At 45.1% G+C, this 14,736-nt stretch carries 13 protein-coding genes; 7 read left to right on the forward strand and 6 right to left on the reverse strand.

What is annotated here, in order from left to right; all coding sequences use genetic code 11:
* Positions 1–3 precede the first annotated feature (3 nt).
* The 5 genes from ACYJZR_RS00775 to ACYJZR_RS00795 form a co-directional block, all read right to left on the reverse strand.
* On the reverse strand, positions 4–411 hold the full coding sequence (locus ACYJZR_RS00775) for an ExbD/TolR family protein (protein ID WP_005458951.1): 408 nt from the start codon (positions 409–411) through the stop codon (positions 4–6).
* Positions 412–436: 25 nt separating this feature from the next.
* Positions 437–964, reverse strand: coding sequence for a MotA/TolQ/ExbB proton channel family protein (locus tag ACYJZR_RS00780; protein ID WP_005458945.1), 528 nt, complete (start codon positions 962–964; stop codon positions 437–439).
* A 9-nt stretch (positions 965–973) separates the two neighbouring features.
* Positions 974–2,335, reverse strand: a complete 1,362-nt coding sequence (locus ACYJZR_RS00785) for a MotA/TolQ/ExbB proton channel family protein (RefSeq protein ID WP_406966252.1) — start codon at positions 2,333–2,335, stop codon at positions 974–976.
* A 3-nt stretch (positions 2,336–2,338) separates the two neighbouring features.
* A complete protein-coding gene (locus ACYJZR_RS00790; RefSeq protein ID WP_406966253.1) occupies positions 2,339–3,103 on the reverse strand; it encodes a DUF3450 domain-containing protein in 765 nt (254 codons plus the stop codon).
* Between the two features lie 72 nt (positions 3,104–3,175).
* Positions 3,176–5,776, reverse strand: a complete 2,601-nt coding sequence (locus ACYJZR_RS00795) for a TonB-dependent receptor plug domain-containing protein (RefSeq protein ID WP_406966254.1) — start codon at positions 5,774–5,776, stop codon at positions 3,176–3,178.
* Positions 5,777–6,596: 820 nt separating this feature from the next.
* Here ACYJZR_RS00795 and ACYJZR_RS00800 point away from each other — a divergent pair.
* The 6 genes from ACYJZR_RS00800 to ACYJZR_RS00825 all read left to right on the forward strand — a co-directional run bounded on the left by ACYJZR_RS00800 (position 6,597) and on the right by ACYJZR_RS00825 (position 12,830).
* Positions 6,597–7,622, forward strand: coding sequence for an ABC transporter permease subunit (locus ACYJZR_RS00800; RefSeq protein ID WP_005458995.1), 1,026 nt, complete (start codon positions 6,597–6,599; stop codon positions 7,620–7,622).
* A gap of 1 nt (position 7,623) precedes the next feature.
* The gene (locus ACYJZR_RS00805) at positions 7,624–8,667 is read left to right on the forward strand and encodes an ABC transporter permease (RefSeq protein WP_025517786.1); all 1,044 of its coding nucleotides are present in this window, start codon (positions 7,624–7,626) and stop codon (positions 8,665–8,667) included.
* Positions 8,668–8,705: 38 nt separating this feature from the next.
* A complete protein-coding gene (locus ACYJZR_RS00810; protein ID WP_029853916.1) occupies positions 8,706–10,532 on the forward strand; it encodes an extracellular solute-binding protein in 1,827 nt (608 codons plus the stop codon).
* A 9-nt stretch (positions 10,533–10,541) separates the two neighbouring features.
* Positions 10,542–11,399, forward strand: a complete 858-nt coding sequence (locus ACYJZR_RS00815; RefSeq protein WP_180760272.1) for an ABC transporter ATP-binding protein — start codon at positions 10,542–10,544, stop codon at positions 11,397–11,399.
* A gap of 36 nt (positions 11,400–11,435) precedes the next feature.
* Positions 11,436–12,275: an ABC transporter ATP-binding protein gene (locus tag ACYJZR_RS00820; protein WP_005458953.1), complete on the forward strand. Its 840-nt coding sequence runs from the start codon at positions 11,436–11,438 to the stop codon at positions 12,273–12,275.
* A gap of 129 nt (positions 12,276–12,404) precedes the next feature.
* Positions 12,405–12,830 carry a phosphate-starvation-inducible protein PsiE gene (locus ACYJZR_RS00825; protein ID WP_005458957.1) on the forward strand — a complete coding sequence of 142 codons (426 nt, stop codon included), beginning with the start codon at positions 12,405–12,407 and terminating at the stop codon, positions 12,828–12,830.
* Positions 12,831–12,884: 54 nt separating this feature from the next.
* Here ACYJZR_RS00825 and ACYJZR_RS00830 read toward each other — a convergent pair whose 3' ends face one another.
* Positions 12,885–13,751, reverse strand: coding sequence for a YicC/YloC family endoribonuclease (locus ACYJZR_RS00830; protein WP_015296114.1), 867 nt, complete (start codon positions 13,749–13,751; stop codon positions 12,885–12,887).
* 214 nt (positions 13,752–13,965) lie between these two features.
* On the opposite strand from ACYJZR_RS00830, the gene rph reads away from it, so the two are divergent.
* A complete protein-coding gene (gene rph / locus ACYJZR_RS00835) occupies positions 13,966–14,682 on the forward strand; it encodes a ribonuclease PH (RefSeq protein ID WP_140270822.1) in 717 nt (238 codons plus the stop codon).
* Positions 14,683–14,736 lie beyond the last annotated feature (54 nt).

The raw sequence follows: 14,736 nt of genomic DNA on the forward strand, positions 1-14,736 counted from the left end.
AGCTTAATCCTTATTCGTTGCGGCAATGGAGATGCTTTCGACACCTGCCATCTTAATCTGGTCCATAACCTTCACGACTACCCCTGCATTGGCCTCGGTATCCGCTTGGATAACAACAGCGCCATCAGGGCTTTCTGCGCGAAGACGTTCGATGTTGGCGCGAACAGCGTCGACTTCAATGCGTCGTTTATCAACCCATACGTCTCCAGCGGCACCGATGGCAACCATAATGTTCCCTTTCTTCACGGTTTGTGCTGAGCTTGCTGTTGGGCGGTTTACTTCCAAACCGGCTTCTTTAACGAACGATGTTGTTACGATAAAGAAGATCAACATGATGAATACGATGTCGAGCATCGGTGTCATATCGATAGCTGTTTCGTCACTGCTATCACTGCTATAGCGTCTTTTCATGACCTATACCTCTAATTCCATTTACTCAGGCAATATGCTTTAGCTTATCTTCCAGCTTTTGCGTTGTGACTTTGGCTAAATGATCAAGACGTGAACTAAAGAACAGTCCTGACAGAGAAGCCACCATCCCGGCTAAAGTTGGGATTGTTGCCTTTGAGATCCCCGAGGCCATTGCTCGAGGGCTTCCTGTTCCGGTTACCGCTAAGATGTCGAATACTTGGATCATGCCGACTACGGTGCCGAGCAGGCCAAGTAGGGGACAAAGTGCAATCAGTACTTTGACGATTGGTAGCCCCTTTTTATTCTCAATATCCTGACGAGATACAATTTCTTGTCGGATCATCTTTGCGTTCCAGCTTTGATGTTCTGAACGCTCACTCCAAAGAGTCACGGCTTTTTTAGCGGCTCTTGGAGCGACGGCGGCAAAGTAGAACCATCGTTCTAGCAGCACTGCCCATAACATGAAGCTGAGGATGAAGATAGCGACGAGTACATCGCCACCCATTCCCAAGAAGCGCCTAATTGATTCAAGTTCTCCAACTAACCACCACATAACGCCTCCTTAGCTTTCGGCTTTATGTAGTTTTTCCTGATAGCGAGCGATGAAACCTGCACTCTGTTCTTCAAGAGTTTGAACCAAACGACGACCTTTACTGTGTACGATGGTGTAAAGGAACAGTAGAGGAATTGCGACAACCAGACCTAGCATGGTGGTTACCAATGCTTCAGAAATACCGCCAGCCATTAGTTTCGGATCGCCGGTACCAAATAGCGTGATTGCCTGGAAGGTACCAATCATACCCATTACTGTACCTAGTAGTCCCAGTAGTGGTGCTACAGAAGCAAACAGTTTGATTGAGCTGATAAAGCGTTCAATGCTTGGTGCATTGCGTAGGATGATTTCGTCCAACTTCGCTTCCAGATCTTCAAGGTTGTCGCCTTTGTGATCTTGGTAAGCTTGGATAACTTCACCTAGAGGGTTGCCAGGGATAACTGTGTCTGATTTCGCCTGTTTACGCATTTTGCCACCGATGATCTGAAGGCGTAGGAAGCACAATAGCGCGATGATGACACCAACAGCGCCCATTGCTAGGATGACGTAACCAACGATACCACCTTGGTCAATACGTTCCTGAACGGTAGGACTCTGTACTAGTAGCGATAGAATTACGCCACGAGATGGATCAAGGAATAGCGGCTCATAAGTGCCTTTTGCTGATTCAAAACCAGCCACTTGGCTTGTGATGTTCTTGCTTGGCTGACGTGATAGTTCTTCGAACTTGCCAGTTTGAGGTACGTAAATGACGTATTTGCCATCTGCAATTGCGTTAAATTCACCTACTAGCGTTACGTCGCGAACGGCTTCTTTACCTTCACCGTAAACAACCGTTGCTTGTGTTGTTGATGTATCACCAGATGCGACAACTTGTTGAAGAATAGTGTGCCAGAATGCTTCCAGCTCTTGAGTTGATGGTAGTTCTTTACTTTCTGCCAGTTTCGTCAGCAGTACATCACGCTCTGGGAACTGAACGGCATTTTGCGAAGCGGCAAACAGACCTTTAAATTCGCCTGCGTATTGACGAACCACACCAAACATTTCACCCAAGGTACCGGAGCGAACACGTAGTGTTTCGGTTAGTTCAGTCAGTTGTTTGTCGTTTTCGTCGAACGTTGCTTTTAGCTGATCACCCAGTGCTTGTTGTGCGGCAAGCTCATCGCGCGCTTGTTGCAGTAATACGGCTTGTTGGTCACGATCGCGCTTGAACACAGCTTCGCGTTCTTTGTTTTCTTTTGATTCAACAATGCTTTCTGATTTTACGTTTTTTAGTAGTTCAGAAAGTGTTTGTGGGGTTTCAGCTTGAACGCCAGAAACCATAAATAAGCTGGCTAGTAGACCAGCGGCTAGAGTTTTGAATCCTTTCATCGCTTATTCCTCCCCAGCAAATACAGGCAATTTGATTAGCGCTGGTGGCGCTTGCTTCTTCGCAATACGAAGGCCTTGCTGTACCGCAATACGGTAGCTTTCAGGTAGTGTCTCCCATTGACGTGTTTGTTGGTTCCACATACCTGTTTCACCGCCGTCTGGAGATTGGAATAGAAGTGCTGTACGACCAATACGTAAGAAATCGTACGTTACGATTTCGCCGGTACGATCTAAGCTCGCTTTGTAAGACTCAATTGAGCGAGAGAAGCCTTCTTCAATTTGGTACGCTTCCATCACTTTACGGAATTTCTCAGAAGTCGTTACGTCTGCGCGATCCATCAGGCGGCGTAACTCTTGAACGCGTTTGTTGCGTTCTTCTTTTTGGAAAGGCAAATCGAGAGTAACGAACTCATCTAGCGCATCGATCATTTTTAGTGTTAGAGGAACAACTTCTGTTGCCGTTTGATCGATTTGAGCAATTTGGTTATTCAATGAGTCCAGTTCGCCCTGTTGCGATTGAACCATTCGATTAATTTGCTCGTTGTAGACTTTCATACTATCGATTTGACGAAGTAAGCCCTTATATTCTGCCAACATACCTTCTGTGCTTTCAGCGTAAGTATCGATTTTTTGCTGAGAAGCTTGAGAAGACTTCGTTGTTTGTGCTTGATTGGCGACTACGGTTCCAGAGTCTGCAGCAATCGCTGCACCACTTACCGAGAGAATCGCGGCAGTAACTGCACTTACGCCAAATTCCTTTAACGTCATAGTAGCATCCTTGTTAGTGTAAATAGTCAGTCGAATAGGGCGCAGGAAATACTCCTGCGCCAAAGGTTTTAATTAAAAGTTTTGAGAGTATTTCAAGAAGTAAACACGGCCTTGAATGCTGTATAGGTCTTTATCGTAAGTTACACCATCAGATTCAAATGCAGGATCTTCATCAGTTAAGTTACGAACACCAGCAGTAAACTTCGCATCCCATGGCGCTAAGTAGTTGTACGCGATGTTCCACGTTGTTTGTGATGATATATGGCCAGTTTTATTGTAGTTGTCGTCAACATCTTGAGCTTGATCGGCGATGTGGTCAGCAGATAGGTAGATGTCATGTTCTTCCAAGAAGTTTACGCCAACACCTGTGTTGAAACGGTATTCTGGTAGACCATTTCGACCCACTTGGTTGTTTACCGGACCACCAACGTATTCTGGTGAGCTGTAATCAAGCACGTAGCTACCTGTAAAGTCATAACGGATTGTTGCAACATTAAAGTCATAACGATAACCAATTTTAAGGTCTAGACCTGATGTATCAAGTGTTCCTAGGTTTTGAAGTCCAGCAGTAGCTTCTTTTATTCGTCCATTTTCTCGAACGATATTTGGATTCGACACACCAGAACTACGTTCTTGATCAATCATGCTCTGGAGCGTATTCAGAGTGATTACGTCATCAATGCTAATGTTGTAGTAGTCTAAAGTTAGGTCTAGGTCGTCAATTGGTGAGTAACTGATCCCGAAGTTAAAAGATACAGACTTTTCTGCATCCAGATCTTCATTGGATGTGCGAGTAACGTCATATTGAGTTTCCGGACATTCTGAAGCTGATATGCCATTCTGGCTACAGAATACGTAGTCTTTCGCATAGTCAGATGAGAAGCTATCAGCTCCGTATAGATCCGATAGGGTTGGAGCTCGGAAACCAAGACCTGCACCAGTACGGAACATCAAGTTGTCTAACGGCTGGTAACGGAAAGATACTTTTGGTGAGATTTCATCTCCAAAGTCACTGTAATGGTCGTAACGAGCTGCAATGTTCATCTCTAGTTCATCAGTAAATGCAATGAGAGATTCAGCATAAATTGCGTATGTTTCGCGGTCACCACCAGCGGAGTTCCCCGAACTGCCAATGATATTACCCGCTTCACTTTGTGGATCGTATTGGTCAAAGTAGTCGTAAGTTGTGTACTCTGCCCCTACATATAATGGGATAACAATGCTTCCCACTTCTGCTAGATCAAATTGAAGTCCACCATAAACTTGGTGCATTTCCATTTGAGTTTCGCGCCCTGTTCCTGCTGACAGTTGGCTAGTCGCATCGGCACTGAACTCGCCATTTACAAACTGACCTGAGTTTGCCAGTTGTTCAGCTGGAGAGCGGAACACATAGCCAGTACCAGTTTCGTTACTATTCGAGAAGTTTAGGTGGTAACCAGTTTCCCAAATGACTTCACCAAATGAATCTGTGTAAAGTGTGCCATCTAAGCCGGCTTTTAAGTCTGCTTGGAAATCGGTAACACTATTGTCACGTGTACCAACATTGTTGAATCGGTAATAAACAGCAGCAGGACCTTTAGTTGCATCTAAGCCATTTTCGGCAAAGAATGCTGCGCCACCAGTAGTTGTTGGATCGACTTCGAAATAACCAGCCGCTGGCGCGAAGCGTCCAAAGCTTTCATTTCGGTTTAAAAGAACCTGAGCGTTAAACGTGGTGTCATCAGATAAGAAAATGTTACCGTTCATAAAAACGGTGTTGCGTTCTAGAGATGCTGTTTGAGCAGCTTCCGATGTGTAGTCGTAGCCGCAGATATCACCTAAGCCAGGGTAGTTCGTTAACCCTACAAAACCTTTTGAAGGATCACACGAAGCGTCTGTATCGTAGCCTTTAAGTGCTTTCAACTGACCATCATGATAAACGTTACGCCCGTAAATACTAACGCCTGACATATCGAAGTAGTTTGCAGAGCCAGTGTTGGTTGAGCTTAGGTAATCACGATCGCGTTGGTAAATTTCGTCTTTGCTGTCATGTTCAAATGAGAACATGATGTTACCTTTCTCACCGCTTGTACCTAGCACAATTGAAACGTTTTCTTCGTCAGCTCCTTCGCGACTTGGAATACCAGACCCCAGGGTTACGTTGATGCCATCAAATTCTTCTTTAAGAATGATGTTTACTACGCCTGCTACAGCATCAGAGCCATACACCGCAGAACCACCGTCGGCCATGACTTCCACGCGCTCTACGATCGCTGACGGAATTACGTTGATGTTTGCTGCACCACCACCCATTGATGCGGAACCAGGGAGACGTTTACCATTGATCAAAACGAGAGTGCGCTCAGAACCTAGGCCACGTAGAGAGATCGTTGCTTGACTTTGCGCAGAGCTACCTGAACGCTCGTTGTGTGAACCAAATGAGTTAAAAGATGATTTACGCAATACATCGGCAATCGATACGTCACCAGCGCGTTCAATTTCAGCTCGACCAATTACTGCTACTGGAGTGCTTCCTTCCATAGATGCGCGCGTTAGGCGCGAACCAGTAACTTTCATCTTTTGAAGTTTTTCAACTTGTTGCTCTTCTGCCTGTGCTGTTAGAGGGGCCACTGCTGCCGCTGTCCCCAAAGCAAGACTGATCGCAACAGATAAAGCGGTTGTGTTTTTATACATCCTTGTTGCTCCGATTATTATTATTTCCTATGTCTGGTCGCATAGCGACCAAATGTGACGTTAATATTTCGTTAACGGTCGGCCAATGTATAACCGAGAAGAAAAAAGGAAGTCAAACCAGTGGTAAACGGAGATGTGGAAATGTAAAAAAGATGTAAACAACTAAAAGTGATTTAAATCACGGAATAATTTACTGTGTAGGTTCTATAAATCGAGATCAAATTTTAATAAAACACCGTATTTTGTGTTTCTTGTAAACTTTAATGACATATATTGCCTATGGTTTTTAAGTGGGTAATTGAATCTGAAAATACTCATTTATCCAGTGAATTATTCTAAAGGTGGAATTTTATCGAATGCTAACCATGTTGACTTGGTTGCACTGGGTGGTATCAAAATATGATACCCATTGCTGTAAAAGGGCTCACTCGTATTTTTCAGTCAAATGTAACCACAGCTTATGTGTCTATTTATTCTTGCTATGTGCATTTTTATATAGGGTTTTGGCTCTAAAGTGCCTAGATTGATATTCTGCAGGAATTCTTTTTGTGGTTTTTTATAATTTTTTACAAAAACATTTCTGTTTTTCGACATCGGAGGAAGTTTGTCATGTTTTGGTTTCAAACACTTGAAGCTGATGTGGATTCAAGATAAATATGACGCTGAAATTATTGCCGTAGAAGAAAAAACTAGTTATTGAATCGCAGGGAGTGTGTTTCAACAGCTTTAGTTACTACGCGGATAGATATGCACCATTTTGGGCCGGAAACTTCCCACCAAACCCGCCTAATTTGGACAGTAGACAAGGAGCAAGTTGTATATGCTGTCGTACTTTTTACGCCGTTTAGCGTTAGTCATTCCGACGTTTCTCGGTATCACCATTCTTATCTTTGCCATCACTCGATTTGTACCGGGTGGGCCAGTTGAACGCATGCTGTCACAAATGCAGTCTCAGGGAGACGGCGCAGCATCGATGACGTCAGCGGGTGGCAATACTGCACTGTCTGATGAGCAAATCGCTGAGCTAAACGCATTCTACGGGTTGGATAAACCTGTGATGGAAGCTTACGTTGATTGGTTGAGTCGATTAGTGACGTTGGACTTGGGTGAATCAACGCGTTATTACGAACCAGTATCGGATATGATTGCAGAGCGTCTGCCTGTTTCGCTGTTCTATGGTGGCATGACTTTCTTTATCAGCTACTTCATCTCGATACCGCTTGGCTATTACAAAGCCCTCAAGCACGGTTCTGTGTTTGATTCTACCTCCTCCATTTTGATATTCGTCGGTTATGCCTTGCCTGGCTATGTGGTTGGCGTGTTATTGATTACTTTGTTTAGTTATCACTTGGAATGGTTCCCAATGGGGGGCTTTGTCGGTGATGATTTCGATGACTATGAAACCTTCTTTGAACGCGCAAAAGACGTGATGTGGCATGCTGTGCTTCCGCTGATCTGTTACTTGATTGGTGATTTCGCAACGCTCACCATGACGATGAAAAATAACCTGATGGAAAACTTATCATCGGATTACATCCGTACCGCGATCGCAAAAGGCTTGCCATTTAAGAAAGCGGTACGCAAACACGCGCTACGCAATAGCTTAATTCCAATTGCTTCTCACTTTGGCAACTCACTGTTGTTCTTCATGACAGGGGCATTTTTGATCGAAGTTATCTTCAACATCGACGGCATTGGTTTATTAGGTTACGAATCCATTATGGAACGTGATTACCCAGTAGTGATGGGCATCGTTGCTATCAACGCGGTATTGCTGCTGATCGGCAATATTATTTCGGATATCTGTGTTGCTTTAGTCGACCCACGTGTGAAGTTTGGAGCGTAATATGATTAAAGTAAGTCCATTAACTCAAAAGAAAATCCGTCACTTTAAAGAAATTAAACGTGGTTATTGGTCGTTTGTGATCTTATCTATCATGTTGATTCTTTCACTATTTGCCGAGCTGTTAATCAACAGTAAAGCGTTGATGGTGAAGTACGATGGTAGTTATTACTTTCCGGTTGTCAGTGACGTTCGTTTAGGTAGCGAGTTTGGTCAAGATTCTTCAAGTGAAGCTGATTACCGAGTTCTCCAACAAGTCTTTGAGGAAGAGGGGGGGGACAACTTTGTGATTCTACCTATCGTTCCTTGGAACCCATACGAACAAGACTTCACTGGCGATTTCCCTCCGACCGCGCCAAGCGCTGAGAATAAACACTATCTAGGTACTGACGTTATTGGTCGCGATATTTTAGCGCGCTTGGTGTATGGCTTCCGTACTGCGATGGGGTTTGCGTTGTTAACGATGGCGGTGTCCTACGCTATTGGTACCGCTGTAGGCTGTGCCATGGGCTTCTGGGGCGGCAAGTTCGACCTATTTGTCCAACGTTTGATTGAGGTTTGGTCAATGGTGCCATTCCTGTACGTCATTATGATTTTGGTGTCCATCGTTCAACCGACTTTCACGCTCTTTGTCGCCATCAACGTGTTGTTTGGATGGATGGGGATGACATGGTACATGCGTACCATGACTTATAAAGAATCTGCACGCGAATACGTAATGGCAGCTCGTGCGTTGGGTGCCTCGACAGGTCGAATCCTGTTTAACCATATTCTGCCAAATACCATGGTCATGATTGTTACCTTGGCGCCATTTACCATTGCTGCCAACATCACCGCACTGACAGCGCTTGATTATCTTGGTTTAGGCTTGATGCCACCAACACCAAGCTGGGGTGAGTTACTGCAGCAAGGTAAGTCCAACTTGGACTCGCCATGGATTGTGGCGTCTGTTGTGACTTCCATTGTACTGGTACTAGTGATGGTCACCTTTATCGGTGAAGCGATTCGAGCGGCATTCGACCCGAAAAAATTCACACGCTATGTTTAAGCATGCATTGTGAGCAAAACATAAAAAAGGGAAGTTTTATGAAAAGAATAATTTTAGCGTCCACGCTAAGCGCCCTAAGTTTTGGTGCGATGTCAGCGACGCTACCGACTGACTTAAACTGGCAAACGAACTGGGATGAGCCTCAATATGGCTCTCCTGAAGCAAAGCGTGGCGGGACTTACCGCACTTTCATGTCGAGCTTTCCTCAGACTCTACGCAGTGTTGGTCCTGATGCAAACTCTGGTTTACGTTCTTTCATCTTGGATGAAACGCCAGGGTTAGTGGTTCGCCACCCAGATACGCTTGAATTCATCCCTGAGCTAGCCAATGAGTGGGCATTAGCGGGTGACAATAAAACGGTTTATTTCAAACTGAACCCACAAGCTAAATGGTCGGATGGCAAGCCAGTCACGGCAGACGATTTTGTTTTTATGCTTAAGTTTTACCGCTCGAAAGACATTTTAGAGCCTTGGTACAACGACTATTACAACAAAACGGTTGCTGATGTTATCAAATTTGACGATCACACCTTCGCCGTGAAGGCCGCGAAAGAGCTCAATCCAGAAGAGTTGTTGTTGAGAATGGGGGCGCTACGTCCTCGTCCTGCTCATTTCTATGCGAATCCGAAGAAAGACGCGAACGGTGACGGCATTCATGATGATTTTGTGCGCTACTACAACTTTAAAAGTGAACCAACCACCAGCGCTTATTACTTAGCAGACGTCAAAAAAGGTAAAAGCGTTACCTTTAAGCACGTAGGTGAGGACTGGTGGGGTTACACCAATAAGTACTACGAGAATCGCTATAACGTCGACAAAATTCGTATCACGGTTATCCGCGATAGTGATATTGCGATGAAGCACTTTGAAAAAGGTAAGTTGGACGCATTTGGATTAGTTTTGCCAAGTCTATGGCATGACAAATCCAATACTGCCCCTTATCAAAAGGGTTACATTGAGAAGTTCTGGGGTTACAACCAATATCCAGTTGGTGCTGGTGGCGTGTGGATAAACACGGCTATGCCTCTACTTGATGACTTAAACATTCGCAAAGGGATCACTTACGCGACAGATTTCGACGGCATGATCGAGAATGTTATGCGTGGAGACTACAGCCGTAAACCCAACCCAACGGGCTTTGGGCATGGTAAATACACGTTACCAGATGTGAAAGCGCCAAAGTTTGAACCAGAAAAAGCGGCGGCAGCATTTGAAGCTGCGGGCTTCGATAAGATTGGTTCCGATGGTATTCGCGTGAATGATAAAGGTCAGCGTTTGAGCTTTGAATTGACGTACTCATCTCCAGTTCATACACCGCGTATTGCTTTCTTGCGTGAACAGGCAAAATTGGCAGGGTTGGACATTGAGCTGAAGCTGATTGATGGTTCATCGATGTTCAAGTATGTGCGTGAGAAAAAACACGAACTTGCTTTCTTCGATATGGGGACTTCGGAAATCCCAACTTATTGGGAATACTTCCATTCCGTGAACGCGAACAAACCACAAACGAACTCATTCACTAACTACAGCACGCCAGAGCTAGATGAAAAGATCATTGCGTATCGCTTTAACATGGACATGGATAAGAAGATCCAACTAGGTCATGAGATTCAGCGAGACATTATTGATGCGCACGTGATTGTCACTGGCTACATGGTGCCTTACGTTCGTTATGGACACTGGCGTTGGTTGAAATTGCCAGAGAAACCAATGAATCGAATGACAGAAGCATTGTTCAGTGGCGGAATTATCGGTGATGGCACGTATTGGATCGACAAAGACGTGAAGAAAGAAACCCAGAAAGCGATGAAGTCGGGTAAAACCTTTGAACCGGTTGTTGTCGTTGATGACACGTATAAGCTGTAAGGATGTGTTATGGAAAACGATGTAATTTTGAGTGTAAAAGATCTCGAAGTGGAATTCATCACGGATGATGGCCCGGTAAAAGTACTCCATGGCGTGAACTTTGATGTTCGCGCAGGACGAACGCTCGGTCTCGTTGGTGAGTCTGGTAGTGGTAAGAGCGTGACCTCCATGTCCATCATGGGACTGTTGCCAAAGCCTTACGGAAATATTGTCAATGGTGAGGTTAACTATCGAGGTACCAATCTGGTGTCGCTACCAGTGGAAGAAATGTACGCCATGCGCGGCGACCGCATTTCGATCATTTTCCAAGACCCAATGACGGCGTTGAATCCAGTGCATACCATTGGCCGCCAACTGTGCGAAGTGTTGGAATTACACCGTCCTGAGTTAGGTAAAAAAGAGCGCGAATCTTACGCGGTAGAAATGCTGGCTAAAGTGAAAATTCCAATGCCAGAAAAGCGCCTCAACGAATACCCACACAACCTATCTGGTGGTATGCGCCAGCGCGTAATGATCGCAATGGCACTCGCATGTAAACCAGACATTTTGATTTGTGATGAGCCAACGACAGCACTGGATGTAACAGTACAGGCGTCTATCCTTGAATTAATGAATGAACTTCAAGAAGAAACAGGCATGGCAATGATCTTCATTACCCATGATTTAGGCGTAGTCGCTGAAGTGTGTGATGACGTTGCGGTAATGTATGGTGGTCGTATTGTCGAAAAAGCGGAGATTTTTGAGCTGTTTGACAATCCGCAGCACCCTTACACGGAACGTTTGATGGGCTTAATGCCAAGCTTGGACAACGAACCTAAGCAGATGATTGATATCAAACCAATCGATGCCAGCATGTTTGCTAGCTAACTGGTGCAAAGTGAACAAGTCATAAAAGAGGATGTTATGGCCAAAGAAGTATTAAGAATTGAAAATCTTAAGCAGCACTTTGTATCTGGTAAAGGACTGTTTAAGAAGGGCTACACGATCAAAGCTGTAGACGGCGTTTCCTTGTCGGTTTCAGAAGGAGAAACATTGGGACTCGTTGGTGAATCTGGCTGTGGTAAAAGTACCTTAGGACGTACGATTCTAAAATTGTACGAGCCAACGGAAGGTAAGATTTTCTTTGAAGGCAAAGACATCACAAAGTTCTCTGTCAAAGAGATGCGCTCGTTGCGTAAAGACATGCAGATTGTCTTTCAGGACCCAATGGAGTCACTTAACCAGCGTCACACCATTGGTATGATTTTGGAAGAGCCGTATATCATCCATAAAATAGGCACTCCTGCAGAGCGTAAACAATGGGTGAAAGAGCTGTTGGTGAAAGTGGGCTTGCCTGAAACGGCTGTGAACCGTTATCCGCACGAATTCTCTGGTGGCCAGCGTCAGCGTATTGGTATTGCTCGTGCGATAGCTCTGAAGCCAAAGCTGTTGATTTGTGATGAATCAGTATCTGCACTGGATGTATCGGTTCAGGCGCAAATTCTCAACTTGTTGCTACAACTTCAACAAGAAATGAACCTTGCCATCATCTTCATCTCTCACGATTTGTCGGTGGTTAAGCATGTCTCCGATAAAGTTGCGGTGATGTACTTTGGTAAAGTGGTGGAAGCGGGGAATGCGAAAGAAATTTACGCGAACCCACAAAACGATTACACCAAGAAACTGCTCTCCGCGATTCCGATTACCCATCCTAAATATCGCAAGAAAAAGCGTGTGGCAGAAAAAAAGCAGCAAGTGGCGTAAGCCGTGCCACCATCGCATTCAAGAAAACACGCTCCGTTAAATAAACGGGGCGTTTTTCTTATGTATTCTTTTTTATCTTGCATGCTAAACTCAAAACTTATCTCTTTGGTTTTGCTTGGATAATTGGCTATGCCATCAAATTTACCTAAATCGTTCAGTCGCCCATTTTTAAAGATGTTCCACATCTTAGAAGCGGTTCTGTTGGTCGCTATTACCTTGGCAACTATTTATGCCATGGCTCAAGAGTTCATTCACGTCTTTGTTGAGAAGCGAGTGCTGTTGACGGACATCTTATTGATGTTCATCTATCTTGAGGTTTTAGCGATGGTGCAGCAGTTTGTGATGAACGGTAAGATCCCCGTTCGCTATCCTATCTATATCGCGATGATGGCCATTGCTCGCTACATCACCTTAGGTATGAAAGAGTTGGATGCCACTTTGGTGGTTTGGCTTTCTATTGCGGCGTTTATCTTGGCGGCTGCGACCTTGGTGATTCGCGTTGGACACCACTATTGGCCGTATGTTGACAACCGAACCTTGGAAAAAGACGAATAAAATAAAGCCCCGCACTAAGCGGGGCTTTCAATATGTAATCTAAATGTTTTTAGATTATTCGATGTTTTGGATCTGTTCGCGCATTTGTTCGATCAGAACTTTCAGTTCAACACCCGACGCAGTGATGTCGGTGCTGATCGATTTAGAAGCGAGCGTGTTTGACTCACGGTTGAATTCTTGCATCATGAAATCCAGACGACGACCGACTGCGCCACCTTTTTTCAGGATGTTGGTCGTTTCTTTCACGTGAGAATCCAGACGATCTAGCTCTTCTGCAACGTCTGACTTTTGCGCTAGCAAGATAAGCTCTTGTTCTACACGAGAAGCATCCAGTTCAATTTTCGCATCTTCAAATTTTGAGAATAGACGCTCACGTTGCCATTCTAGGATTTCAGGCATGCGAGCACGAACTTTCACCACTTCTGCGGTAATCGCGTCTAGACGTTGTTCGATCAGCGCTTTCATGTTGTCGCCTTCACGGCCACGCGCTTCAATAAATTCACTAATTGCTTCATCAAATGCAGCAAGCAGCTCTTTGTTGACCTCATCCATGTTTTGCTCAGGAGTTTCCATCACACCAGGCCATTGCATGACTTGAAATGGATTGATGCGGCTAAGCTCACCAGTCATGTGCATAACTTGTTCAGCAGCTTTAATCACTTGGGTTGCCAACGCTTCATTGATGCTAAGCTCGGCTTTTGCTGCAGGGTTCGCTTCGAAACGAAGGCTACATTCCACTTTTCCTCGCGCTAGACGTTTACGAAAACGCTCACGTAGAACTGGTTCTAAAGCTCGGAATTGTTCTGGCATGCGGAAATAGGTTTCTAGGTAACGCTGGTTTACACTGCGGATTTCCCATACCGCTGAGCCCCAATCGCCTTTTACTTCTTTGCGCGCATACGCAGTCATACTGTAAATCATCGAATTTTCCTGTCTTCATTTTTTGAAAATTACCTAGAGAGTGTATCACGGAGCGGCAAGAGGTGCGCGGGCTGTCTTACATCAGTGTCTCGCAAATATGCTCCCAGGAAATGTTTAGAGGGAGTGAAGCTGTGACCTAGGAATCCGAAATCGATTCCGCTATAATCTTCGCCCAACCAAATCGTCTTCTCCTCATTATTTAAGGTAGATGCCCATGCGTCCAAACGATCGCAAGGCGGACCAAGTTCGCCCAATCAAAATTACTCGTAACTACACGGCTTACGCTGAAGGTTCAGTGTTAGTTGAGTTCGGTAACACCAAAGTGTTGTGTAATGCGACCGTCGAAGAATCAGTGCCACGTTGGTTAAAAGGCCAAGGTAAAGGTTGGGTGACCGCTGAATACGGCATGCTACCTCGTGCGACTCACTCGCGTACTCGCCGTGAAGCGGCAAACGGTAAGCAGGGTGGCCGTACAATGGAAATCCAACGCCTTATCGCGCGTAGCCTACGTGCAGTTGTCGATTTGCAAGCTATGGGCGAATTCATGATCACGGTTGACTGTGATGTAATTCAAGCTGACGGCGGCACACGTACTGCATCAATCAGTGGTGCAAGCGTTGCAATGGCAGATGCATTCCAACATCTAGTCGATAGTGGCAAGCTAAAAGCAAACCCAATGAAAGGTCACGTAGCGGCAGTATCAGTTGGTTTGCTTGGTGATGAAGTGCTGTGTGACCTTGAGTACGTTGAAGATTCAGCAGCAGATACCGACATGAACGTTGTGATGACAGAAGAAGGTAAGATGATTGAAATACAGGGCACCGCAGAAGGTGAACCGTTCAGTCATGAACAGCTGATGGCATTACTCGAGTCGGCGAAAGTCGGCATTATGGAAATCGTCGCGGCGCAGAAGGCGGCGTTAGCCAATTGATTTAGATAGCTCCCATTATGGGGGCTATTTTTTTATCTCGGGAATAGAGAATTG

The organism is Vibrio sp. RC2502, assembly GCF_054850435.1.

What these genes read in the sequence shown, in the direction of transcription:
- ACYJZR_RS00825 (WP_005458957.1), top strand. Translation starts at nt 12,405, where the DNA reads ATGCCATCAAATTTACCTAAATCGTTCAGTCGCCCATTTTTAAAGATG.
- ACYJZR_RS00785 (WP_406966252.1), bottom strand. Translation starts at nt 2,335, where the DNA reads ATGAAAGGATTCAAAACTCTAGCCGCTGGTCTACTAGCCAGCTTATTT.
- ACYJZR_RS00790 (WP_406966253.1), bottom strand. Translation starts at nt 3,103, where the DNA reads ATGACGTTAAAGGAATTTGGCGTAAGTGCAGTTACTGCCGCGATTCTC.
- ACYJZR_RS00775 (WP_005458951.1), bottom strand. Translation starts at nt 411, where the DNA reads ATGAAAAGACGCTATAGCAGTGATAGCAGTGACGAAACAGCTATCGAT.
- ACYJZR_RS00820 (WP_005458953.1), top strand. Translation starts at nt 11,436, where the DNA reads ATGGCCAAAGAAGTATTAAGAATTGAAAATCTTAAGCAGCACTTTGTA.
- ACYJZR_RS00830 (WP_015296114.1), bottom strand. Translation starts at nt 13,751, where the DNA reads ATGATTTACAGTATGACTGCGTATGCGCGCAAAGAAGTAAAAGGCGAT.
- ACYJZR_RS00800 (WP_005458995.1), top strand. Translation starts at nt 6,597, where the DNA reads ATGCTGTCGTACTTTTTACGCCGTTTAGCGTTAGTCATTCCGACGTTT.
- rph (WP_140270822.1), top strand. Translation starts at nt 13,966, where the DNA reads ATGCGTCCAAACGATCGCAAGGCGGACCAAGTTCGCCCAATCAAAATT.
- ACYJZR_RS00815 (WP_180760272.1), top strand. Translation starts at nt 10,542, where the DNA reads ATGGAAAACGATGTAATTTTGAGTGTAAAAGATCTCGAAGTGGAATTC.
- ACYJZR_RS00810 (WP_029853916.1), top strand. Translation starts at nt 8,706, where the DNA reads ATGAAAAGAATAATTTTAGCGTCCACGCTAAGCGCCCTAAGTTTTGGT.
- ACYJZR_RS00795 (WP_406966254.1), bottom strand. Translation starts at nt 5,776, where the DNA reads ATGTATAAAAACACAACCGCTTTATCTGTTGCGATCAGTCTTGCTTTG.
- ACYJZR_RS00805 (WP_025517786.1), top strand. Translation starts at nt 7,624, where the DNA reads ATGATTAAAGTAAGTCCATTAACTCAAAAGAAAATCCGTCACTTTAAA.
- ACYJZR_RS00780 (WP_005458945.1), bottom strand. Translation starts at nt 964, where the DNA reads ATGTGGTGGTTAGTTGGAGAACTTGAATCAATTAGGCGCTTCTTGGGA.